Raw genomic sequence first — 21,445 nt, forward strand, 5'->3', positions numbered from 1 at the left:
TAAGGCACCCGAAGTGATCTTCAGGTACGCCTGATCCGGGGTCGAGGAAGTGGAGCGCAGCCGGCCTGTCGGATCGCTGGAAGTTCTTCAAAGAAATCCGGGAGGCGGTGTCGGATCGGGGCGGTGGTGTTCGTAGCAGGGGTGAGGCCGCCCGCAAGGGGGCGGCGCCGAGGTGAAGGAACCGCGATCATGAAGCTGACGACCATGACTCAGGTCACCATCGACGGAGTGATGCAGGGAAACGGCGGCGCGTCGGAGGAGGACCGCAGGAACGGATTCGAGCGCGGCGGATGGGCCCTGGGCAAGGGCGACAACGAGACCGTGACGTTCATCAACCAGACCTACCAGCGCGCCGAGGCGTTCCTGTTCGGCCGGCGCACCTACGAGCTGTTCGCCGGCTCGTGGGGGTCCCTGACGGTCCAGGATGTCCCCGGCTGGGAGCCCGTCATGCGGGCATTGAACACACGACCCAAGTACGTGGCATCGACCACACTCGCCGATCCGGCGTGGTCGGGCACCACCGTCCTGTCCGACGACCTTGCGACCGCCATCGCGGACCTGAAGGCCAAGCCCGGGGGTGAGCTGCAGGTGCACGGCAGCGGCACCCTGACCCGGTGGCTGCTGGAGAACGACCTGGTCGACGAGATGACTCTGATCGTGATCCCGGTGGTCCTCGGCCAGGGCGCGAGACTGTTCCCGGAGACCGGCCCGGATCTTGCGCTCGACCTGGTCGAGTCGCAGGTCGACTCGAAGGGCGTGACGATCCAGGTCTACCGGCCGGCCGGGCGCCCGCAGTATGCAACGCCTTGAAGCCCCTGACCGGCACTGTCTTGACACCACAGGAGATGATCCTCAGATGCAGTACCTGATTTCCGTGATCCACGACCAGGCCGGCCTCGCCACCCCGGACGAGGACGCTGCGATCGACGTGTTCAACGACCGGCTCCAGGCCGACGGCCACTGGGTCTTCGCCGGCGGCCTCGCCTCGCCCGACACGGCCACCGTCATCGACAACCGGGGTGGGGAGGCGATGGTCATCGACGGGCCCTTTCTGGAGTCCAAGGAGTACCTCGCCGGCTTCTGGATCATCGAGGCCCCCGACCTCGACGTGGCGCTCAAGCTGGCAGCCGAGGGGTCGAGGGCCTGCAACCGGAAGGTCGAGGTGCGGCCGTTCCAGTGAACAGCATCGACGTCCGCGAAGCGATCACCCAGGCCCACCATGAGGAGTGGGCCCGGGTGGTCGCCTCCCTGACCAGGCGCTTCGGTGACCTCGACATCGCCGAGGAGGCGGCCGCCGAGGCGTTCGCGACCGCCGTCCAGCGGTGGCCGGCCGACGGCGTGCCCCCCAACCCCGGCGCCTGGCTGACCACCACCGCGAACCACAAGGCCATCGACCGGATCCGGCGCGAGAACAAACGCGACGACAAGCACAAGGAGGCTCAGATGTCCTACGACGACGACCCGCCCGAGCCTGTCGGCGCCATCGACGACGACCGGCTCCGGCTGATCTTCACCTGCTGTCACCCGGCGCTGGCGATGGAGACCCGCGTGGCGCTGACGCTGCGCATGGTCGCCGGCCTGACCATGCCCGAGATCGCCCGCGCCTTCCTGGTGGCCGAGAGCGCCATGGGGCAGCGGATCACCCGCGCGAAGGCCAAGATCAAGGCGGCGCGCATCCCCTATCGGGTGCCGTCCGCGGAGGATCTCCCGGCGCGCGTCTCCGGCGTCCTCGCCGTCCTCTACCTCGTCTTCAACGAGGGCTACCTGGCCACCGGCCCCGACACCGATCCCGTACGGCACGAGCTGACCGCCGAGGCGATCCGGCTCACCCGCCTGATCCGGGCGCTCCTGCCGGACGACGGTGAGGTGGCCGGGCTGCTGGCGCTGATGCTCCTGACCGAGGCCCGCCGTACCGCCCGCGTCTCGGCCGGCGGCGAACTGGTGGCCCTCGACGAGCAGGACCGAGGGGCCTGGGACACGGCGCTGATCGCCGAGGGTCACCGGCTGGTGCGCGAGCGCCTGGCCGCTGCCGCCGCCGGGGTGGCTCCGGGTCGCTACCAGATCCTCGCGGCGATCAACGCCGTGCACACCTCCGCCCGCGACATCCGCGACACCGACTGGTCGCAGGTCCTCGCCCTGTACGACCAGCTCGTCCGCCTCGACCCCTCGCCGATCATCGCCCTCAACCGGGCCGTCGCGGTCGCCGAGCTCGACGGCCCGGAGGTGGCACTGGCGGCCGTCGACCGTCTTGAGCCCCGGTTGGCGGGCTATCACGCCTACCACGCCACCCGCGCCGACCTGCTGCGCCGGCTGGGACGCGGCCGGGAGTCGCGTGCGGCCTACGACAAAGCCATCGAACTGGCCGGCAACACCGCCGAGACCGCCTCCCTGACCCGCCGCCGCGACCAACTGCGGTAACGCCCACGGACGCATCCCGCACGGGAGGTGATCCTCAACCGGAACATCCACCAGCCGAGACAGCTCCCCAGGTCGAGGTGTCCCTGGCCGAAGGGGGAGGCGCCCCCACCCGAGGCCGACACCCACGCAGCCCCTACCTGAGGCCGACGCACAGGCATGTCCCCTACGGACGCGCAGGCAGTCACCTCCCGGCCCGGAGACGCCCCCCGCCAACTAACCGCCTGGGACGGGGTCAGGGGTGGCGGTGGACGAGGCCGAGGTCCAGGGCGGCCAGGACGGCCGAGGTGCGGTCGGAGACGCCCAGCTTGCCGAACACCCGCAGCAGGTACGTCTTGACCGTCGCCTCCCCGATGAACAGCCGCCGGCCGATCTCCCCGTTCGTGAGTCCCTGGGCCACCAGCTCCAGGACCTCCCGCTCCCGCTCCGACAGCACGGGCACGGCGGGCCGCCGCCCGGCCAGCCGCGCGGCGACCGAAGGCGAGAGCACCGTCCGGCCGCCCGCCGCCGCCCGCACGGCCGACGCCAGGTCCGCCCGTGACACGTCCTTCAGCAGGTATCCGGCCGCGCCCGCGGAGACGGCCTGCAGGATCTCCCCGTCGTCCTCGTACGTCGTCAGCACGATGACCCGGTGGCCGGGCCCCAGCCGTTCGATGGCGCTGACCCCGTCCCCGCCCGGCATGCGCAGATCCATGAGGATCACGTCGGGCCGCAGCCGGGGCACGACGACCACGGCCTCGTCCCCCGACCCGGCCTCGCCTACCACCTCCAGGTCCGGCTCGGCCTGCAGCATCCCGCGCAACCCCTCGCGGACGATCGGATGGTCGTCGACGATCATCACCCTGAGCATGGCAGCTCCACCACGAGCGTGGTCCCCTGGCCGGGCGAGCCGGCGATCCGGACGGTTCCGCCGAGCCGGGTCACTCGGTTGCGCATCGCGCGCAGGCCGTAGCCGTCGCCGCCGGTCGAGGGGTCGAAGCCGCACCCGTCGTCGGAGATCGACATCCGTACGGCCGGGCCCGGCACGTGTTCGAGGGCCAGCCGTACGGAGCGGGCTCGGGCGTGCTTGCGTACGTTGGCCAGCCCTTCCTGAGCGGCCCGCACCAGCGTCTCCGCCACGAGGGCGGGCGCGTCGGCGGCCCCGGCGACGCTCACCTCCACGGGCAGCTCGAACCCCTTGGCCAGCCGCCCCAGCGCCTCCTCCAGCGAGGCGCCCTCCAGCGCGGGCGGCGCCAGGGCGGCGATGAGCGCGCGGGTCTCGGACAGGTTCTCCCTGGCCGTCTCCATGGCGCGCCGCACGTACGGGTCGTGCCCGTCCCCCGCGGCCTGCAGCAGCATCATGATGCTCGCGAACCCCTGGGCCAGCGTGTCGTGGATGTCACCGGCCAGCCGCTCGCGTTCGGCGAGCATCCCGGCCTCCTTGCTCACCTCGGCCAGCTCCTCCCGGGTCCGGTCGAGCTCCGCGATCAGCCGGGCCCGCTCGGTGTTCTGCCGCCCGAGCCGGTCGATGAACACCCCCAGCAGCGTACTGGCCGACAGTCCGAGGACGATCGCGACCGCGATCAGCAGCGGGTGCGAGCCGTTCTCCGCCATGAGCTGGATCGCGGGCCCGGCGAACATGGCCACCGTCACGGCCACGGCCCGCGCCCGCCGCAGCGCCATGAACGTCATGGGGATCAACGCCGACAACGCGACGGCGGACTGCGACGCGAGCAGGTCGGCCGCGGTGAACAGGACGAGCATCGCGGCGGCGTGCCACCAGCCCTCCTTGGTGGGCGCGACCGGCGCCCGCACGGCCTTGCGGCCCCACAGCGCGTACGAGACGGTGATCAGGAGCAGCAGGATGATGGCGACCGGCGCCCCGTCGTCCACCACGATGGTGATGATGGTCGCGATCAGCACGATCGCGAAGTACGCGTCCCAGAAGGGATAGGAACGCAACCAGGCGTTCTCCGCCCGCGCGTCCACGGGACTGCCCATGATCGGCATTTTACCGGGGACATGTCCACCGATCGGAGGACAGACCCCCGTCCTGCGCCGCGCGATCGTATGCATATGACCCAGAAGACGTATCCCCGCCTGATGCTCGCCCTGACCGTGGTCTACGGGCTGGTGATCGCCCTGCTCGCGCTGCTCCAGACCGGCGGGGTCGGCATCGTCGCCATCGTCGGCGGCGTCATCGTCGGCCTCGGCTGGGCGCTGACCGGCCTCCTCGCCAAACGCCCCTCCTGACCACCGCCATCGCCACCAGTCCCCGCAAACGCGAAAGGCCCCCGGGAAGGGGGCCTTTGGTATGGCTCCCGCGATAGGACTCGAACCTATAACCTGCCGGTTAACAGCCGGCTGCTCTGCCGTTGAGCTACGCGGGATCGTGCGTCTGCGCATGTCCTCGGGGCTGTCGGCCCCTTCGTCGTGCGCAGGAATAGATTAGCGCACTCCTGGAGTGCGTGTCGCATCGTAAGCGGGGTAGGCCCGGAGACAGCGGAGGTGAAAAATGCGTTATCGAGTGACATTCGCTGTGGGTCTGGCGATCGGCTACGTGCTGGGCAGCCGGGCCGGGCGCGAGCGGTACGAACAGATCAAGCGGACGGCCCAGCGTGTCGCCGACAGCCCCAGGGTGCAGGAGGTCGCCGGGGTGGTGGGCGCGCAGGCGTCGAGGCTGGCCGGGGTGGCCAAGTCGAAGGTGGGGGCGACGTTGCAGCATCGCATCCCGTTCCTCAGTGCCGACAACCACCACCCCGACACGGGCACGGGCTGGCCTGAAGAGGACATCGTGGACAAGAAGGCTCGCGAGAGCGGGATCCCTTACTGATCAGACAGGGCAGGGCATGGGCGTGGGCGCCCCACACGGCCCCACACGGCTCCGTACGGGCGTCCGCAGCTGGGCCGGGCGCACACGTCCATGCTCCGCCGCAGCCCTTCCACGGGCGTCATACGCCCATGCTCCGCCGCAGCCCTTCCAGGGCCTGTTCGGCCTGCGCGCGCAGGCCCGGGTCCTCGGGGTCGAGGCCGTCGTCGAAGACGAAGGTCCAGCCGCGCACCTCGCCGCCGGGCCGGCGCCTGGCCACCAGCCGCACGCCGCCCCTCCCGGGGAGCTTCACATGCTTGTTGACCACGATCGTGGAGTTGACGCGCTCCCGCACGGTCTCGGGCAGCATCCGCGGGTCGGTGATCTGCTCGGCGTGCCGCGCGCCGTCCGTGGTGAGGATCCGCACCCCGTCGTCGTCCCACGACGCCTTGTCGACCATCTCGTACGGCACCCGCGTCCCGTCCGTCAGGTAGAGGGCGAGGTTCGTGGCCACCACATAGCCGGAGACCGCCCCGGCGGCGAACGTCAGCACCCGCTCCCCGGGCTCGGTGGCCAGGGACTTGCGCACGTCGGCGGGCAGGCGGCGGAAAATGCTCATTCCTCCACGTTATCGGCGAGCAGATCGAGGGTGAGCGCCGCGCTCCACGAGAAGTCCCTGCACCCGCGCCCGCTGCCGTCGAAGGGGTCGAAGCACTCCCGGAACCCGGCCTGCCGGACCAGGCGCAGGGTGCCGTTGGCGAGCTGCTGGCCGAGCTGGTCGAGCGAGTGCACGGCCGCGGCCCTGCGCAGCAGCCAGTTGGTGTTCACCCAGGAGGGGCCGCGCCAGTAGCGCGTACGGTCGAACTGAGGGGCCCGGATCTCGCAGCTCGGCACCGGATAGCCGGTGGCCCCCATGAACCTGGCCGACTCCAGCACCTCCACCGCCGCGTGCAGGTGGTCGCTGGGCAGCCCGGGATCCAGCAGCGGCCCGAAGCCGCCCACCGTGCAGACCCGGATCAGCCGGTCGGTCCGCAGGTCGCGGGCGTAGAAGCAGCCGTCCCACAGGCGGTCGAGCATGGCCTGCCTGATGCGGTCGGCCTGCTCGGTGTGGGGTACGGGGTCGGCGCCCGCCAGCGGCGCCAGCTCGGCCAGGGCCTGGCAGGAGGCCAGCCAGATACCGTTGAACATCGGGTCCTCGATCGCGAACGGATGCTCGTCCCGCAGGTATTCGGCCCGGTAGCCGGCGTCCCGGTAGCGCATGGCCAGCCAGACGTAGCGGTCGTGGTCGCTGTCGGGGTGGCGCTGCTCGAGCTCCACGTGGCGGTAGCCGTACCTGATCGCGGGCAGCGCGTTCAGGGGCTCGTCCCAGGAGGGGCTGTCGTCCATGCCCGACTCCCAGGGGTGCACGATCGCCGCCAGGCCCGCGCCGCCGAGATCGCGGGCCGAGGAGAGGTAGGCGTGCTGGGCCACCAGCGCCGGGTACGCCTTCCTGACGAACGCGACGTCGCCGGTGTGCCGGTAGAACCACCACAGCGCCAGCGCGTGCAGCGGCGGCGAGGTGAGCCCCGAGGTGAGCACGCGCGGCGCGGCCTCGTGCTCCTGCGAGCGCCACACGGACGGCCCCGGGAAGTACGCCTCGCGCGTGTGGAAGACGATGTGCGGCACCATCCCGGTCGCCCACTGCCCCCGCAGCAGGCTGAGCAGCTCGTCGCGGGCCCGGTCCGGCCGGTGCCTGGCCAGACCGATGACGACGAACGCGGAGTCCCAGCTCCATTGGTGCGGATAGAGACCTGGCGCGGGCACGGTGCCCGTGCCTGTCCAGTTCGCCTCGAGCACGGCCAGTGCCTCGCGCCCGAGCGCGGCATCGTCGACCGCGGGCCGCGCCTCCATCACACAACTATGCCTGGGGAAACGTCAGGACGCTATGTCCTCTTGACCCACTTCGACAGGAGCATGGCGCCGAACGCCACGGCGCAGATGATCAGTCCCCACTTGAGCAGCGTGAGCGCGAAGCCCACAAGGGGCCCGAGAAGTACGAGTGCGGCCACGACGGCCGCGATGATCAGCAGAATTCGTCCCATGCCTGCAACGGTAAAAGATCCTTTAAGCGAATTGCAGGCGATGCAGGGTTGAATCAGGGACAAGTCAGGGTCACCCCTACTCTTGGAACCAACCGGCCGATCCCCCCGTTGTGCCGGTAGGAGCAAGGGTTCGGGGGAGGCCTGCTTCACGGGGAGCGTGATGAGCCTGGGACCACCTATGAGCAGGGAGGGCGTCGAGCACGCACTGCGCGCTCGAGCCGACGAACGCGACCGCGTCTCCGGCGACCTGCTCGATCTCGAATCCCACACCACCTATCAGCTGATCAAGGGAGCCTCCTTACGCGGGGAGACACAGCGGAGATGGGCCGCGGCGCAGGAGTCGCTGGCCACGCTGTGGTCTCTGAACGACGCGTACCGGGGGGTGCTGCGCGACGCGGAGCAGATCAGGGCCACGCGCGCCAGGCTGACCCCCGAACAGCTGAGCCGGCTGACGGAGCTGCTGGCGGGCCCGTCCGTGGTGCTGCGGGCCACCGCCAAGCCCGTCGAGCAGCGCTCGCTGCTCCCCCAGAAGGACGAGCGGCTGACCCTCGACCAGACCCTGACCCGGATGGACGCCGCCTTCCGCGAGGTCACCTCCGCGCTCAACGACATCGACGCGGTGTGGAACGCCGTGCTGCCCCGCCTCGACGGCGCCGACGGCGAGCTGCGCCACATCCGCGACCTCGAACGCCGGTTAGGCGAGGGCGCCGACCTGACCGCGCAGGAGGCCGAGCTGAAGGGGCTGCGCGGCTCGGTGCTCGAAGACCCGCTGGGCCCGTCCGCGGAGCCGGACCTCGACCGGCTGACCCGGCTGCTGGCCGGCTCCCGCGCGGAGCTGGAGCTGGCGCTCACCGTCAAGGACGAGTTCGCCAGGCGGCGGGAGGACCTCGTGGCCGCGCTCGACCGGGTACGGGGGGCCGAGAGCGAGGCCAGGCTGGCCCACGGCGCGGTGGTCGTGAAGATCGCCCTGCCGCCGCAGGCCCAGCCGCGCGGCCGGGCCGAGTCCCTGGCCGCCGAGCTGGACGCGCTCGACGCCTCGGCCGACACCTGGGTGCTGCGGGCCAAGCGGCTGGCGGCGCTGGAGGAGGAGGCCCGCAAGGCCGCCGAGCAGTCGCAGACCACGGCCAAGGCGCTCTACGGCCTGGTCAGCAGGCGTGACGAGCTGCGCGGGCGGCTCGGCGCCTGCCAGGTGATGGCGGTGCGCAAGGGCCTGGCGGAGGACCCGGCGGCCTCCGAGCTGTTCGAACGGGCGCGCGTGCTGCTGTGGTCCGCGCCCTGCGACCTGACGAGGGCGGCGGCGGCCGTCGAGACGTACCAGCGCGCGATCCACGGAGGTAAGCCATGACCCGCTGCGCGCAGCCGGGCTGCACGGGCACGATCGAGGACGGCTACTGCGACCTGTGCGGCCACTCGGCGAGCACGCCGGCGCCGCCGCCCGCTTCTGTGCCCGTTTCCGCGCCCGTTTCGGTCCCCCTGCAGACACAGCCGGTGAGCCGGTCCGTCACCTCTCCGGTGAGCAGCGGCAGGTCGCGGCCCGGCGTGCTGGCCACCATCGCCGACCTTCCGTCGGTGCCCTACCGCGACCCGGCCACCGCCGTGATGGCCGACCCCGTGGTGCCCGAGAACAAGAGGTTCTGCGCCAACCCGGCGTGCGGCCAGGAGGTCGGGCGCTCCAGGGAGGGGCGGCCGGGGCTGACGGACGGGTTCTGCCCGCACTGCCGTACGCAGTTCTCTTTCACCCCCAAGCTGGACAAGGCCGACCTGGTGGCGGACCAGTACCGCGTGCTGGGCTGCCTGGCGCACGGCGGGCTCGGCTGGATCTACCTGGCCTCCGACGAGAACCTCGACGGCATGTGGGTCGTGCTCAAGGGCCTGCTCAACACCAACGACGCCGAGGCGCTGGCGGCGGCGGAGGCCGAGCGGAAGTTCCTCACCACGGTCGACCACCCCAACATCGTCAAGATCCTCAACTTCCAGCGCTCCGGCGGCTTCGGCTACATCGTCATGGAGTACGTGGGCGGCCAGTCGCTGCACGAGCTGCGCCGCCAGGGCCCGGTGCCGCTGCGCGAGGCCCTCATGTACGGCCGGGAGATCCTGCAGGCGTTCGCCTACCTGCACGAGCACGGCATGGTCTACTGCGACCTCAAGCCGGCGAACGTGATCAGGGTCGGCAAGCGGCTCAAGCTCATCGACCTGGGCGCGGTGCTGCCCATCGGCGCGCCGCCGGGCTCGGGCTGGGCCACGCCCGGCTACCACGGCCCCGAGGTGGAGACCCACGCCGCCGCCGCCACCGCCGACCTCTACACCGTGGCCAGGACGCTGGCGGTGCTGGCGATCCCGGGCTTCTCCCCGTACGCGAACGGCGTGGCCACCCCGCTGCCCGAGGACTGCGGGCACCCGTCGTTCACCCGGCTGCTGCGCAAGGCCACCGCCGTCAATCCCGCCGACAGGTTCCAGAGCGCGGAGGAGATGGAGGAGCAGCTCGTCGGGGTGCTGCGGGAGGTCAGCGCCATCGAGGACAAGGTCCCGTACCCGGCGCCCTCGCCGATGTTCGGGCCCGAGCGCGGCGCCGTGGGCACGGCGCTGGCGGAGGAGAGCGACGTGGTGTTCGGGCCGCTCGATCCGGTGGCCGTCGCGCAGGCGCTGCCGGTGCCGCTGGTCGACCCCGCCGACGCGGCGGCGGGCGCGCTGGCCGGGCTGCTGGGCAGCGACGGCAAGGAGCTGATGGACCAGCTCGGGGCGCTGCCGAAGACGCCCGAGACGAAGCTGATGCGGGCCAGGCTGCTGGCCGAGTGGGCCTCGGCCGAGGCCCCCGTCGCGCTGAACGAGCTGGACATCGAGCTGCCCCGCGACTGGCGGGTGACCTGGTACCGCGGGGTTCTGTGCCTGACCACGGGGCGGCCGGAGGAGGCCGCCGCCATGTTCGACGCGTGCCTGTCGGCGCTGCCCGGCGAGCTGGCGCCGAAGCTGGCGCTGGCGTTCGCGCTGGAGTGCGCGGGCAAGCCCGCCGCCGGCTGGTACGAGGCCGTGTGGCGGACCGACCACTCGTACGTGAGCGCGGTGTTCGGGCTGGCCAGGTCGGGCCGGATGAGCGTGCTCGACGAGGTGCCCACCCATTCGGTCCACCGGGCGCGGGCGCAGGTGGCGCTGGCGGTCTCCGTCGTACGGGGGGCCGACCTGAGCAGGCTCACCACGGACGACCTGGTGGGCTCGGCCGACCGGCTGGCCAAACAGGCCGACCTCGACCCGCGCCGCCGCGACGTGCTCACCGCCGAGCTGCTCACCTCGGCGCTGACCTGGCTCGAGAGCGGCTCGCCGCCGAAGGGCGCGCAACTGGCCGAGGCGCCGTTCACCGAGCAGGGGCTGCGCAGGCGGCTGGAGTCGATCTTCCGCAAGCTGGCCGTCGCGGCCGAGTCCCGCCAGGAGCGCCACGCCCTCATCGACCAGGCGAACGCGGTGCGCCCGAGGAGCTGGTTCTGATGGATCCGCAGCGAAGCGAGGACATCCATCAGAACGCCCCGAGCGCAGCTCCGCAAAAGGACGCCATGAGTTGTCCCGTGTGTGAGGCGCCCGTGCTCGCGGGTGACACCTACTGCGAGGCGTGCGGGCACACCCTGGGCGCGCCGACCTGCGCGTCGTGCGGCGCGGCGGCCGTGGACGCCGAGGGCTACTGCGAGCGGTGCGGCCTGCGCCAGCCCACCGACAGGGACCACGCGGAGAGCGTGATCGACGGCGGCGCGGCGGCCGTGACCGACAAGGGCCTGCGCCGCAGCCGCAACGAGGACGCGGTGGCGCTGCTGACGTCCGGTGACGCGATCGTGACCGTGGTCTGCGACGGCGTGGGCAGCTCGCCCAGGGCCGACGAGGCGTCCGCGGTGGCCGTCGAGACCGCCTCGGCCGCGCTGGCCAGGGGGCTGGGGCAGGAGGAGGCGTTCGAGCTGGCCGGGCGCGCGGTGACCAAGCTCGCCACGTCCGTGGACGACGCCCCCGCCTGCACGTACATCGCCGCCGTGGTCGAGCGGGGCCGGATCACGCTCGGCTGGGCCGGCGACACGAGGGCCTACTGGCTGCCGGGTCCGGCAGGCCGGCCCGGCGTCATGCTGACCGTGGACGACGCGATCGAGACCGGCGAGATCACCGGCTGGCTGGGCGCCGACGCCGTCGACGTCCCGCTCCACGTACGCACCCTCACCCCGGAGGAGCCCGGCCTGCTGCTCGTCTGCAGCGACGGCCTGTGGCGCTATCTGGACGGCTACGCCTTCCCCAGCTCCGGAACCCCCATCGACATGGCCCGCGAGATGCTGCGCCACGCGCTCGACTCCGGCGGCCAGGACAACGTGACCATCGCCTTGATCCCCCTAGGAGTGACGCATGGGTGAGCAGCCGACCTTCACCTTGACGATCGACCAGAACAAGTACCTCTCCACCGACGGCCGCGACGTGCACGCCATCCTCACGGTCGGCTCCACCGGCGGCGTCACCACGCAGTCCGTCGCCACCGAGGCCGCCGAAGTGATCATCATCGACACGTCCGGCTCGATGAGCGGCAGCAAGATCCGCGAGGCCAGGCAGGCGGCCACGACCGCCGTGCACACCCTGCGCGACGGGGTGTATTTCGCGGTGGTCGCCGGCACCGAGCGGGCCAAGGTCGTCTACCCCGGCGGCAACGCCAACCTGGTCAGGTCGAGCCCGGCCACCAGGGCCGAGGCCGAGCGGGCGATCAGCCGGTTGAGCGCGCACGGCGGCACCGCCATGGGCGAATGGCTGAAGCTGGCCGGGCATCTCCTCTCGTCGCGCCCGTCGGCGATCCGGCACGCGCTGCTGATGACCGACGGCCAGAACAACGAGCGGCCCGAGGTGTTCGCCTCGGTGCTGGCGGGCTGGAGCGGCAAGTTCGTGTGCGACTCCCTGGGGATCGGCGAGGACTGGGTGCCCGCCGAGCTGCGGAAGGTCGCGGAGGCCATGCTCGGCTCGTTCGACTACGTACGCAACCAAGGGGATCTGTCGGAGTTCTTCCGCAGGCTGACGCAGACGTCGATGAGCAAGACCGTGGCCGAGCTGTCGCTGCGGGTGTGGGTGCCGCAGACCGCGACGCTGAAGTTCGTCAAGCAGGTCTCCCCCACGCTGCTCGACCTGACCGGCAAGCGCACCGACGTGAACCCGCTGACCGGCGACTACCCGACCGGCTCCTGGGGCACGGAGGAGCGCGAGTACCACATCTGCGTGGAGGTGCCGCCGGGGCAGATCGGGCACGAGATCAGGGCCGGCTGGGTCAAGCTCGTACGCCCCGACACCCAGGAGGTCCTGGCCAGCGGGAACGTGCTCGCCCAGTGGACCGACGACCTGGCGCAGTCCACCCGGATCAACGGCAAGGTCGCCCACTACACCGGCCAGGCCGAGCTGCACGAGCTCATCCAGGACGGCCTCAGCGCCCGCGCCATGGGGGACGTCGACACCGCGACCGCCCGCCTGGCCAAGGCCCAGCAGCTGGCCGCCCAGTCGGGCCGCGAGGACACGGCCAGGCTGCTGGAGAAGGTGGTCGAGGTCGATCCGGCCACCGGCACGGCCCGGCTGCGCAGGAACGTGGACAAGGCCGACGAGCTCGAGCTCGACACCGGCTCCGTCCGTACCAGCCGGCTGCGCAAGGAAGGAAACTGATGGCCACCTGTCCTCAGGGGCACCCGTCAGGCGCCGACGACTACTGCGACGTCTGCGGCGCCCAGATGGGGGGCGCGTCCGCGGCCGCGCCCCAGCCCCAGGCTCCGGGCCCGTCGGTGGAGGCGTGCCCGGTCTGCCAGACGCCGCGCGCGGGGCAGTTCTGCGAGGTGTGCGGGCACGACTTCACCGGCGGCAGCGCGCCCGTCGCGGTCCCCGTGAGCGGGGTGCGGTTCGAGGCCGTCACGGCGGCCGACCGGACGTACTACGAGAAGGTCGTCGCCGAGGGCGGGCCCGACGCGGCGGCGATGGCGTTCCCGCCGTACTGCCCCGAGCGCTCGTTCGCGCTGATGGGCGAGCAGGTACGCATCGGGCGGCGCAGCAGGGCCAGGAACGTGGCCCCCGAGATCGACCTGACCGGGCCGCCCGAGGACCCCGGCGTCTCCCACCTGCACGCCGTGCTGCTGGCGCAGCCGGACGGCTCCTGGATGCTGGTCGACCCGGGCTCCGCCAACGGCACCCAGGTGAACGGCAAGCCCGTCAAGGTCAACGTGCCGGTCAGGGTCGGCGCGGGCGACCGGATCCACCTGGGCGCGTGGACCGTCATCACCATCAGGGAGGGCACGCCGTGACCCTCGCACAGCCCCAGGCGCCCCAGGCCCCCGCGGTGCCGGCGGCGGGCGGCCCGCCGCCCGCCCGCCGGAGCGTGCCCGGCCGGATCCGGGTCATCACCGGCATCACCGTCGCCTCGCTGGCGCTGCTCTTCGGGGCGCTCGCGGTCGGCAGCATGACCGCCCGCGATGGCCTGCAGGTCATCGGGCGCGACGCGGGCCCGCAGGTGGTCGCCACCGCCGATCTCTACCTGGCGCTGAGCGACATGGACGCGCAGGTGGCCAACGTGCTGGTCATGGGCGACCAGTACGCGCCGCAGCGCGCGCAGGCGCTCGACCGCTACGAGGCGGCGCGGTCCAGGGCCAACGAGGCGCTGATGCAGGCGCTGTCGCTGGCCGACACCAAGGCGGAGCAGGCGACGGTTCACGCGGTGCTCGACCGGCTGGGCCGCTACGAACGGCTGACCGGCCAGGCGCTGCTGCTGGACGAGCGGTCCAAGCACGCGCCGGGGCCGCCGCCCCAGGACGTGGTGCTCACCTACCGCGAGGCCACCAAGCTGATGCGGGTCGAGCTGCTGCCCCAGGCGTACAACCTGACCTTGGAGAGCGGCACGATCGTGCGCGCCACCTATGACGAGAAGGCCGTCATGGTGCCCCTCCTGCGGGCCGCCGTCGTGGTGGCCGGGCTGCTCGCGCTGGGCTGCCTGATCTGGCTGCAGGTCTTCCTCGCGCGCCGCTTCCGCCGGGTGTTCGGCCCGGCGCTGCTGGTCGCCACCGTGACGACCGCGATCGCGCTGGTCTCCGGGCTGACCGTGCTCGCGCAGGACGAGAACGCGCTGCGCACGGCGAAGTCGGCCGGGTTCGACTCGGTGCTGACGCTGGCCAAGGCGCGCTCGATCAGCAACAGCATGCAGGGCGACCAGAGCCGCTACCTGCTCGACAAGGAGTGGGCCGACACCTACGAGCACACGTTCCTGGACAAGGCGATGTCGGTCGTCTACCTCAAGGCGGGCAACCTGCGGACCTACCACGACCAGGTCGCCAAGGGCGACGACGACGTCCTCGGCCTGCTGGGGCCCGAGCTCATCGGCAAGCAGGGCGACCAGGCGATGGAGGCGTACCGGAGCTTCCAGGCCGCCGACGGGAAGTTCCGCGAGCTGGTGGCGGGCGGCCGGACCAACGAGGCGGTCGCCGAGCGGCTCGGGCCGGTGAGCCAGGCGTTCGACGCCTATGACCGCGCGCTGGTGTCGCTGTCCGCCGGGCACCAGGCCGTGTTCACGCGGGCGATCGCGACCGGCGAGGGCTCGCTGGACAACCTGTGGCGGCTGCTGCCGTTCGCGATCGGCGCGATCGGCCTGCTGGTGATCGCAGGGGTGTGGCCACGACTCAAGGAGTACCGGTGAAGCGGGCGTTGGCAGCGGTGCTGGCCCTGTTCGCGACGGTCGTCGCGGGCTGCGGGACGGACGGGCAGGAATCGGTCCTGGACAAGGACAAGATCGTCATCGCGGTACGGCCCGACCTGCCGTCGGTCGGGTTCCGCCGCCCGGACGGCGGGTTCGAGGGCTTCGACGTGGACGTGGCCGCCTACATCGCGCGCAAGCTGCACAAGCAGGCCTCCTACCTCCCCGTGCTGGCCGCCGACCGGGCGAAGGTGCTGACGGACGGCAGGGCCGACCTGGTGCTGGCCACGTTCACGATCGACCAGGAGCGCAAGAAGGACGTGCTGTTCGCGGGGCCGTACCACGTCTCCTACCAGGACATCCTGCAGCGGCCCGACGAGACGATCAAGAACGTGCGCGAGCTCAAGGGCCGAAAGATCTGCGCGGTCAAGGGCTCGAACGCGGCCCAGCGGGTCGTGGAGGAGCGCGAGGTGCCGGCGCAGCTGGTGCCGTTCGACGACTACAAGGCGTGCCTGACGGCGCTGAAGAGCAAGCAGGTCGACGCGGTCACCACCAACGACGTCATCCTGGCGGGGCTGGCCAACCAGGACGGGACGGGGCTGAAGCTGGCCAACGCGCAGTTCAACGAGCAGCGCACCGGGGTGGGCATGCGCAGGAGCGACGTGGCCGGGTGCGAGGCGGTCAACCGGGCGATCACCGACATGTACCAGGACGGGACGACCGCTCGGCTGCTGAACCGGTGGTTCGGCAAGTCGGGGCTGGACCTGTCGACGGTCGCGGTGCCGCAGTTCGAGGGCTGCTCCTGACGGCCGCGGACATGGGAAGGGCCCGGGCGACGAAGCCCGGGCCCGTTCCCTTGGGATCCCTCCGGATCAGTCCAGATAGTCCCTCAGCATCTGCGCCCGCGTCGGGTGCCGGAGCTTGGCCAGGGTCTTCGACTCGATCTGCCGGATGCGCTCCCGCGTGACCCCGAACTCCCTGCCCACCTCCTCCAGCGTGCGCGGATGACCGTCGGCGAGGCCGAAGCGGAGCTGGATGATGCGCTGCTCGCGGTCGGACAGCGTGGCCAGGATGTCGTCGAGCTGGTCCTGCAGCATGATGAAGGCCGCGGCCTCCATGGGCACGACAGCGTCGGCGTCCTCGATGAAGTCGCCGAGGTCGGAGTCCTCCTCACCGATCGGCGACTGCAGTGACACCGGTTCCTGGGCGATGCGCTGGATCTCCACCACGCGATCGACAGGGAGGTCCATCTCCTTGGCGATCTCCTCGGGAATCGGCTCGCGGCCGAGGTCCTGGTGGAGCTGGCGCTGCACGCGCACGAGCTTGTTGATGGTCTCCACCATGTGCACGGGAATGCGGATCGTCCGCGCCTGGTCGGCGATGGCCCTCGTGATCGCCTGCCTGATCCACCAGGTGGCGTAGGTGGAGAACTTGTAGCCCTTCGTGTAGTCGAACTTCTCGACCGCCCGGATGAGCCCGAGGTTGCCCTCCTGGATCAGGTCCAGGAACAGCATGCCGCGGCCCACGTACCGCTTGGCGATCGACACCACGAGCCTGAGGTTGGCCTCGATGAGCCGCTGCTTGGCCCGGGTGCCCTGCCAGACGAGCTCCCTGAACTCCGGGAAGGCCAGGCGCGAGACCCCGCTGCCCAGCTTGTCCTCGGCGAACAGACCGGCTTCGATCGACTTGGCGAGCTCCACCTCCTCCTCTGCGGTCAGCAAAGGCACACGGCCGATCTCCCGTAGATAAATACGGACCAGATCGCTGGTCGGCGCCCGCTTGCCAACGTCTTCCTCATCGGCGCGGGTGGCCTCCTCGTCGCCCTGGGGCTCGAGGACCTCCACGCCGTTCTCGGCGAGCATGCGCACGACGCGTTCCAGCGCGTCGGACGGCAACTCGGATCGGTCAAGCGCGGCTGCGACGTCATCGACGGTTACGCTCCCGCGCTCTCTTCCCTTCGCGACGAGGTCCGCCACCTGATCTATCGTTGGCGGACTGCTTGGCAGCACCGATGCACCCACGGGAGACAGTCTGCAGTATTGGTTCCATCAAATGGCAGACCCATTTTTGTCACCGAAGGTAAGACTAACGTCCTTACCGAATTGAGATCACTTAAAGGTTTAGCCGGAGTTTGATCAGGAAAGTAAAGTCAATTACGCGGTCTGGATTCCCGGCGCCCGGCGACCCCCTCCGGCGGACGCAACTCTTTCGCTGCCTGGAAGTCGTCACTCATCCTCTTCACCACTTATTGGACCGCGCCAGGTTCCCTGGCCAACCGCTCTGGTATCCGGCTTGTCATCGCGGCCGAACTGTTATCAACCGCCTGCGTGGTATGCCCGCTTCACAGGGGTTCGGTAGTCGTCCGCGACCTGGCTCGCGCCGCTGTCCACGTCGATCCGGACCAGCCGTGTCCGGCCGCCGCCGTCCACGCGGAGCGTCACCTCCCGCTCCCCCGTCCAGGTGGCGGCCGCGGGCTTCTGGACGGCGATCTTCTCGCTCACCTGCCTGCTCGCCAGGTCGTACACCACCAGGCCCGGGGCCTGGCCCGGCACGTACACGGCGATCCTGCGCCCGTCGGCGGCCAGCGCCGCGACCTTGCCGTCGCCGTCCCACGCGGGCAGGTTGAACCCCACGATCTGGGGCGGCGTGTCGCGGCGGAGCACGCGCCCGCGCAGGTCCGTGACGGCCAGGTCGGTCGTCGAGCCGCTCCGGACCAGCAGCATCTCACCGCCGTCGCCGCTGAACCCGGCCGGGTTCCAGTTGAGGGGGGCCGGCAGCGAGCCGATCCTCTTCCCGGTGACGGCGTCGAACACGCGGCCCCGGTGGGAGCCGTCGTTGTCGAAATAGGCCAGCCGCCGTCCGTCCGGCGACAGCATCAGCGTCGTCTCGTCCACGCCCGCCTCGTTCCTGGGCTGCTTGATCGATCCCACGCGCTTGCCGGAGGGGTAGGTGACGAGGGCTCTGTCCGCCGCCCTGAAGTAGGCCATCCGCGCCCCGTCGGCGCTCACCGCGACCGGCCGGTCGCCCTCCCCCAGCGCCTTCAGCGTGCGCGTGGCGCCGCTGCGGAGCACGACCTGGAGCGTCCTGCCCTTGAGCGGCGCCGCGTAGCGGATCGGGTCGCTCGCGGCCCCGGCGGCCGGCGTGATCGCGAACGGCGCCAGCAGGGCGGCCGCGACGGCAAGGTGGCTCACTCTCACTTCGGCACCCCCGCATGGATCGTGTACTTGTCCACCTGCTTGGTGGCCCCCGTCGCGGGGTCGAGCGCGTAGACCCGGGTGGTCCGCCGCAACTCCTCGTCGGAGCCGACGACGCGGCGGAGCTCCAGCCGCCCGCCCGGCCCCCAGGCCAGGCTCGAGGTGCCCCCCGTCGCCTTGATCGGTCTGCCCTTGCCCGCCCAGGCGCGGGCCGGCAGGTCGTACGTCCGCACCCGCTCGGGCTGCTTGCCCGCCGTGGGCGGCCGCACCAGGAGCGTGTGGCCGTCGGCAGCCAGCACGAACTCGGAGTCCCTGGACACGACCTCCTGGGGCGGCGTGTCGGCGACCGGCTCGCCGTCCATCGGGTACGCCAGCACCTCGATCGTGTTGTCGTCCTTCGCCCTGGTCGCGAGCACCTCGTCACCGTCGGCGCCGAACCCCTTCGGCACGTCGGTCGCCGGGAGCGTCCTGACCGTCCGGCCGGTCGCCACGTCGACCACCATCGGCGCGCGCGGCTTCGCCGCCTCCGCGAAGCCGACCAGCAGGCGGCGGCCGTCGGGCGACAGGAACAGATCGACGTACTTGGTGCCCACGCCCTTGCCGTAGGCGGGCAGCACGGTCGCCTTGCCGCCGGGCCACCGCTCGACGACCACCCGGCCGTCGCGGGCCCTGACGTAGGCGATGGTGCCACCGTCCCCGCTGACCTCGAACGGCGCCGGATCGTCCTCCACCTCGTCGGCGCGTGTCCCGTCGGCCTCGGTGGCGTACCGGGCGGCGGCGGGGAACTTCACCCAGCGGCCGTCGCGGAGGTAGAGGTACCAGGGGGCCTTCTTGCACGGGATGAAGTAGTCAGCGCCGCAGTTGGGCAGATGAGCGGCCCGGACCGGCGAGCTCTTGGCCGCACCCGCCTCCGCCGTGCCGGCCGCGCCCGCCACCATCGCCACGGCCGCCAGCGCCCCCAGGGCCGACGTGATCTTGACTCTCACGCCGGTTTAGACCGCTTTGTCGCCGCAAAGGTTGATCACAAACCCATCACGCCGGGCAGGCGGCGCAGGGCACGCGGTCGGCGGGTTGGGGCCCCGGGCGGCGTGCGGGGCGTGGCCGCCGGGGGCGGGGGTCAGCTGCCGGCGGCGCGGTCGCGGAGGACGCGGCGCTGTTGCTCCAGCGCCACCAGCTCCCCGAACAGCTTGTTGTACTCCTGCTGCTCCTCCACCGGATTGAGCCGCTGCATCCGCGACTTCGCCTGCGCGATGGCCCGGTCGACCGCGATGGCCTCGATGGCCGCCAGCATGGCGCCGGCGTAGCGTTCCTCGGCGTGCGCGTCCGCCTGGATGGGCTCCACCGCGAAGCGGGTCACCAGCCCCCGCGCCCCCTCCTCGTGCGCGTGCTCCAGCAGCCGGTCGACCCACTCCCGCCCGCCGTAGGAGCCGGCGGCCACGCCGCCGGCGGCGAGGATGACCTTGTGCAGCGTCACATGGTCGGGAGCCGTGAACGCCTGCGGGTCGAGCGCGTCGAAGCGGGGCCCGAGCAGCGCCGGGCGCTGCACGGCGAGCTTGAGCAGCTCCCCCTCCACCCGCACGCTCGGATCGACGGGCGCCGCCTGGGGCGCGCGCCGCGGGCGGCCCTGCTGCGCCCCGCCCACCTCGGCGATGCGCTGCATCACGAACCGCTCGTCCATGAACCCCAGCCACCGGTCGAGGTCGATGGCGTAGCGCTTGCGCAGCCCGACGTCCTTGATCCCGGCCACGATCGGCGCGGCGGCGTCGAGCGCGGCGATCTTGCCTTCGTTGCTGCGCAGGTCGTAGCGGGAGATCGTGCTCCTGATCGCGAACTGGAAGAGCGGCTCCCGGCTCGCGATGAGGTCCCGCACGGCCGCGTCGCCCTGCTTGACCCGCAGGTCGCACGGGTCGAGCCCGTCGGGCTGCACCGCGACGTAGGTCTGGGTGACGAACTTCTGCTCGTCGGCGAACGCCCGCAGCGCCGCCTTCTGCCCGGCCGCGTCGCCGTCGAAGGTGAAGATCACCTCGCCCCGGAATTCGGCCTGGTCGAGCAGGAACCTGCGCAGGATCTTGATGTGCTCCTCGCCGAACGACGTGCCGCAGGTGGCCACCGCCGTCGGCACTCCGGCCAGATGGCAGGCCATCACATCGGTATAGCCTTCGACGATCACGGCTTGGGCGCGCTTGGAGATCTCCCGTTTGGCGAGATCAATCCCATAAAGCACCTGGCTCTTCTTGTAAAGCGGAGAGTCAGGCGTATTCAGATATTTCGGACCATCATCGGAATCGAGCAACTTCCGCGCGCCGAATCCGATCACATCGCCCGTGGCGTCCCTGATAGGCCAGATCAGGCGTCCCCTGAAGCGGTCGATGGGCCCCCGCCGGCCCTCCTTGGCCAGCCCGCCCTTGACGATCTCCTCGGCGGTGAACCCGCGCCCCAGCAGATGCCGCGTCAGCGCCTCCCATTCGGCCGGCGCGTAGCCCACCCCGAACAGCTCGGCGTCGGCCCGCTCGAAGCCCCGCTCCGACAGGAACCGCCGCCCGGGCGCCGCGTCGGGCACGAGCAGCTTGTCCGCGTAGAACTCCGCCGCCGCCTTGTGCGCCTCGATCAGCCGGGCCCGCTCGCCGTGGTCGCGCCTGGGGACGTAGCCGCCCTGCTCGTACTGCAGCGTGATCCCGGCCCGCTGCGCCAGCCGCTCGACCGCCTCGCCGAACGACAGATGCTCGATCTTCTCGACGAACGTGATCACGTCGCCGCCCTCGGAGCAGCCGAAGCAGAAGTACATCCCGCGCTCGGGGGTGACGTTGAAGGACGGACTCTTCTCGTCGTGGAAGGGGCACAGGCCCTTGAGGTTGCCGCCCCCTGCGTTGCGCAACTGGATGTGTTCGCCGATCACGTCGGCGATGGGTGAACGCTCACGTACGAGCGCGATGTCGACATCACGGATCCGGCCAGCCACGCCGGTGAGTCTATTCCGCCCCACCGACGGTTCCGCCCCTCCGGGCCCGGTACGGGTAGGCGCGCATTACCTGTCGGTTGCTAAAGAGGGAAACCGGCTCTGCGGGAGCTCCCGGTCGGCTACAAAGGTAAAGGTTGTCGGTGGAAACGGTGACACGGGTGGAGATCATGCGTACGGGGCATCTCGGACGATGGGCGGCCGTCACGGCCGCCCTGTTGCTGACCGGCGCCTGCTCCCAGGCCACCGGCCTGGCAGGGGTCAACGCGACCTCGCCCTCGACCGCCAACCCTAATGGCTTTTTCTTCACCCTCCGCGACGATTGTTCACATGGCGGCCTGCTCC

21 protein-coding genes, 1 tRNA gene and 1 pseudogene are annotated in these 21,445 nt (G+C 71.2%); 13 read left to right on the plus strand and 10 right to left on the minus strand.

Annotated features, from left to right (window positions below; genetic code table 11):
* Positions 1-189: 189 nt before the first annotated feature.
* Genes ACWDX9_RS25090 through ACWDX9_RS25100 form a run of 3 tightly spaced genes read left to right on the plus strand, consistent with a single transcriptional unit; the run spans position 190 to position 2,418 of the window.
* A complete protein-coding gene (locus ACWDX9_RS25090; RefSeq protein ID WP_449957816.1) occupies positions 190-810 on the plus strand; it encodes a dihydrofolate reductase family protein in 621 nt (206 codons plus the stop codon).
* A 46-nt stretch (positions 811-856) separates the two neighbouring features.
* Positions 857-1,180, plus strand: coding sequence for a YciI family protein (locus ACWDX9_RS25095; protein ID WP_449957818.1), 324 nt, complete (start codon positions 857-859; stop codon positions 1,178-1,180).
* The gene (locus tag ACWDX9_RS25100) at positions 1,177-2,418 is read left to right on the plus strand and encodes an RNA polymerase sigma factor (protein WP_449957820.1); all 1,242 of its coding nucleotides are present in this window, start codon (positions 1,177-1,179) and stop codon (positions 2,416-2,418) included. The genes ACWDX9_RS25095 and ACWDX9_RS25100 overlap by 4 nt, the downstream gene beginning before the upstream one ends.
* A 232-nt stretch (positions 2,419-2,650) precedes the next feature.
* Here the strand turns inward: ACWDX9_RS25100 and ACWDX9_RS25105 are convergent, their stop codons facing one another.
* Both ACWDX9_RS25105 and ACWDX9_RS25110 read right to left on the minus strand, forming a co-directional pair.
* Positions 2,651-3,265, minus strand: coding sequence for a response regulator (locus ACWDX9_RS25105; RefSeq protein ID WP_449957822.1), 615 nt, complete (start codon positions 3,263-3,265; stop codon positions 2,651-2,653).
* Positions 3,253-4,395, minus strand: coding sequence for a sensor histidine kinase (locus ACWDX9_RS25110; protein WP_449957824.1), 1,143 nt, complete (start codon positions 4,393-4,395; stop codon positions 3,253-3,255). The genes ACWDX9_RS25105 and ACWDX9_RS25110 overlap by 13 nt, the downstream gene beginning before the upstream one ends.
* A gap of 75 nt (positions 4,396-4,470) precedes the next feature.
* On the opposite strand from ACWDX9_RS25110, the gene ACWDX9_RS25115 reads away from it, so the two are divergent.
* Complete coding sequence (locus ACWDX9_RS25115) at positions 4,471-4,647, plus strand: hypothetical protein (protein WP_449957826.1); 177 nt, start codon at positions 4,471-4,473, stop codon at positions 4,645-4,647.
* Positions 4,648-4,709: 62 nt separating this feature from the next.
* Here ACWDX9_RS25115 and ACWDX9_RS25120 read toward each other — a convergent pair.
* Positions 4,710-4,784 (minus strand) — tRNA-Asn (locus tag ACWDX9_RS25120).
* Between the two features lie 125 nt (positions 4,785-4,909).
* On the opposite strand from ACWDX9_RS25120, the gene ACWDX9_RS25125 reads away from it, so the two are divergent.
* Positions 4,910-5,227, plus strand: a complete 318-nt coding sequence (locus ACWDX9_RS25125; protein WP_350725184.1) for a YtxH domain-containing protein — start codon at positions 4,910-4,912, stop codon at positions 5,225-5,227.
* Between the two features lie 118 nt (positions 5,228-5,345).
* Here the strand turns inward: ACWDX9_RS25125 and ACWDX9_RS25130 are convergent, their stop codons facing one another.
* From ACWDX9_RS25130 to ACWDX9_RS25140, 3 genes are read right to left on the minus strand one after another with little or no spacing between them, the layout of a single operon-like run.
* Positions 5,346-5,822: a hypothetical protein gene (locus tag ACWDX9_RS25130; RefSeq protein WP_364239807.1), complete on the minus strand. Its 477-nt coding sequence runs from the start codon at positions 5,820-5,822 to the stop codon at positions 5,346-5,348.
* The gene (locus ACWDX9_RS25135; RefSeq protein ID WP_364239809.1) at positions 5,819-7,093 is read right to left on the minus strand and encodes an amylo-alpha-1,6-glucosidase; all 1,275 of its coding nucleotides are present in this window, start codon (positions 7,091-7,093) and stop codon (positions 5,819-5,821) included. Before ACWDX9_RS25135 ends, ACWDX9_RS25130 begins: the two co-directional genes overlap by 4 nt.
* Positions 7,094-7,125: 32 nt before the next feature.
* Positions 7,126-7,284, minus strand: a complete 159-nt coding sequence (locus ACWDX9_RS25140; RefSeq protein WP_449957828.1) for a hypothetical protein — start codon at positions 7,282-7,284, stop codon at positions 7,126-7,128.
* Positions 7,285-7,462: 178 nt separating this feature from the next.
* Here ACWDX9_RS25140 and ACWDX9_RS25145 point away from each other — a divergent pair, with 178 nt between their 5' ends.
* From ACWDX9_RS25145 to ACWDX9_RS25175, 7 genes are all read left to right on the plus strand, one after another.
* A complete protein-coding gene (locus ACWDX9_RS25145) occupies positions 7,463-8,629 on the plus strand; it encodes a hypothetical protein (protein WP_449957830.1) in 1,167 nt (388 codons plus the stop codon).
* A complete protein-coding gene (locus ACWDX9_RS25150; RefSeq protein ID WP_449957832.1) occupies positions 8,626-10,764 on the plus strand; it encodes a tetratricopeptide repeat protein in 2,139 nt (712 codons plus the stop codon). The genes ACWDX9_RS25145 and ACWDX9_RS25150 overlap by 4 nt, the downstream gene beginning before the upstream one ends.
* Before the next feature lie 77 nt (positions 10,765-10,841).
* Positions 10,842-11,663: a protein phosphatase 2C domain-containing protein gene (locus tag ACWDX9_RS25155; RefSeq protein ID WP_449957834.1), complete on the plus strand. Its 822-nt coding sequence runs from the start codon at positions 10,842-10,844 to the stop codon at positions 11,661-11,663.
* Positions 11,656-12,942: a vWA domain-containing protein gene (locus ACWDX9_RS25160; RefSeq protein ID WP_449957836.1), complete on the plus strand. Its 1,287-nt coding sequence runs from the start codon at positions 11,656-11,658 to the stop codon at positions 12,940-12,942. The genes ACWDX9_RS25155 and ACWDX9_RS25160 overlap by 8 nt, the downstream gene beginning before the upstream one ends.
* Complete coding sequence (locus ACWDX9_RS25165; protein WP_449957838.1) at positions 12,942-13,571, plus strand: FHA domain-containing protein; 630 nt, start codon at positions 12,942-12,944, stop codon at positions 13,569-13,571. Before ACWDX9_RS25160 ends, ACWDX9_RS25165 begins: the two co-directional genes overlap by 1 nt.
* The gene (locus ACWDX9_RS25170; RefSeq protein WP_449957840.1) at positions 13,568-14,953 is read left to right on the plus strand and encodes a hypothetical protein; all 1,386 of its coding nucleotides are present in this window, start codon (positions 13,568-13,570) and stop codon (positions 14,951-14,953) included. The genes ACWDX9_RS25165 and ACWDX9_RS25170 overlap by 4 nt, the downstream gene beginning before the upstream one ends.
* On the plus strand, positions 14,950-15,756 hold the full coding sequence (locus ACWDX9_RS25175; RefSeq protein WP_449957842.1) for a transporter substrate-binding domain-containing protein: 807 nt from the start codon (positions 14,950-14,952) through the stop codon (positions 15,754-15,756). The genes ACWDX9_RS25170 and ACWDX9_RS25175 overlap by 4 nt, the downstream gene beginning before the upstream one ends.
* Before the next feature lie 66 nt (positions 15,757-15,822).
* On the opposite strand, the gene rpoD is transcribed toward ACWDX9_RS25175, so the two are convergent.
* From rpoD to dnaG, 4 genes are all read right to left on the minus strand, one after another.
* Positions 15,823-16,959 (minus strand): RNA polymerase sigma factor RpoD, encoded by a 1,137-nt coding sequence (gene rpoD / locus ACWDX9_RS25180; RefSeq protein ID WP_449957844.1) that lies wholly within the window; start codon positions 16,957-16,959, stop codon positions 15,823-15,825.
* 306 nt (positions 16,960-17,265) lie between these two features.
* Positions 17,266-18,147 carry a hypothetical protein gene (locus tag ACWDX9_RS25185; RefSeq protein ID WP_449957846.1) on the minus strand — a complete coding sequence of 294 codons (882 nt, stop codon included), beginning with the start codon at positions 18,145-18,147 and terminating at the stop codon, positions 17,266-17,268.
* Positions 18,144-19,130: a hypothetical protein gene (locus ACWDX9_RS25190; protein ID WP_449957848.1), complete on the minus strand. Its 987-nt coding sequence runs from the start codon at positions 19,128-19,130 to the stop codon at positions 18,144-18,146. The genes ACWDX9_RS25185 and ACWDX9_RS25190 overlap by 4 nt, the downstream gene beginning before the upstream one ends.
* A gap of 131 nt (positions 19,131-19,261) precedes the next feature.
* Complete coding sequence (dnaG, locus tag ACWDX9_RS25195) at positions 19,262-21,103, minus strand: DNA primase (protein WP_363967279.1); 1,842 nt, start codon at positions 21,101-21,103, stop codon at positions 19,262-19,264.
* 158 nt (positions 21,104-21,261) lie between these two features.
* Between dnaG and ACWDX9_RS25200 the strand changes: the two are divergent.
* Positions 21,262-21,445 (plus strand): annotated as a pseudogene (locus ACWDX9_RS25200) (hypothetical protein); the annotation flags it as partial.

The sequence above is a fragment of the Nonomuraea sp. NPDC003201 genome, from assembly GCF_053590415.1.

Excerpts from the sequence above, each read along its gene's own strand:
- ACWDX9_RS25090 (WP_449957816.1), top strand. The coding sequence starts at position 190 with ATGAAGCTGACGACCATGACTCAGGTCACCATCGACGGAGTGATGCAG.
- ACWDX9_RS25095 (WP_449957818.1), top strand. The coding sequence starts at position 857 with ATGCAGTACCTGATTTCCGTGATCCACGACCAGGCCGGCCTCGCCACC.
- ACWDX9_RS25105 (WP_449957822.1), bottom strand. The coding sequence starts at position 3,265 with ATGCTCAGGGTGATGATCGTCGACGACCATCCGATCGTCCGCGAGGGG.
- ACWDX9_RS25110 (WP_449957824.1), bottom strand. The coding sequence starts at position 4,395 with ATGGGCAGTCCCGTGGACGCGCGGGCGGAGAACGCCTGGTTGCGTTCC.
- ACWDX9_RS25115 (WP_449957826.1), top strand. The coding sequence starts at position 4,471 with ATGACCCAGAAGACGTATCCCCGCCTGATGCTCGCCCTGACCGTGGTC.
- ACWDX9_RS25125 (WP_350725184.1), top strand. The coding sequence starts at position 4,910 with ATGCGTTATCGAGTGACATTCGCTGTGGGTCTGGCGATCGGCTACGTG.
- ACWDX9_RS25130 (WP_364239807.1), bottom strand. The coding sequence starts at position 5,822 with ATGAGCATTTTCCGCCGCCTGCCCGCCGACGTGCGCAAGTCCCTGGCC.
- ACWDX9_RS25135 (WP_364239809.1), bottom strand. The coding sequence starts at position 7,093 with ATGGAGGCGCGGCCCGCGGTCGACGATGCCGCGCTCGGGCGCGAGGCA.
- ACWDX9_RS25140 (WP_449957828.1), bottom strand. The coding sequence starts at position 7,284 with ATGGGACGAATTCTGCTGATCATCGCGGCCGTCGTGGCCGCACTCGTA.
- ACWDX9_RS25145 (WP_449957830.1), top strand. The coding sequence starts at position 7,463 with ATGAGCAGGGAGGGCGTCGAGCACGCACTGCGCGCTCGAGCCGACGAA.
- ACWDX9_RS25150 (WP_449957832.1), top strand. The coding sequence starts at position 8,626 with ATGACCCGCTGCGCGCAGCCGGGCTGCACGGGCACGATCGAGGACGGC.
- ACWDX9_RS25160 (WP_449957836.1), top strand. The coding sequence starts at position 11,656 with ATGGGTGAGCAGCCGACCTTCACCTTGACGATCGACCAGAACAAGTAC.
- ACWDX9_RS25165 (WP_449957838.1), top strand. The coding sequence starts at position 12,942 with ATGGCCACCTGTCCTCAGGGGCACCCGTCAGGCGCCGACGACTACTGC.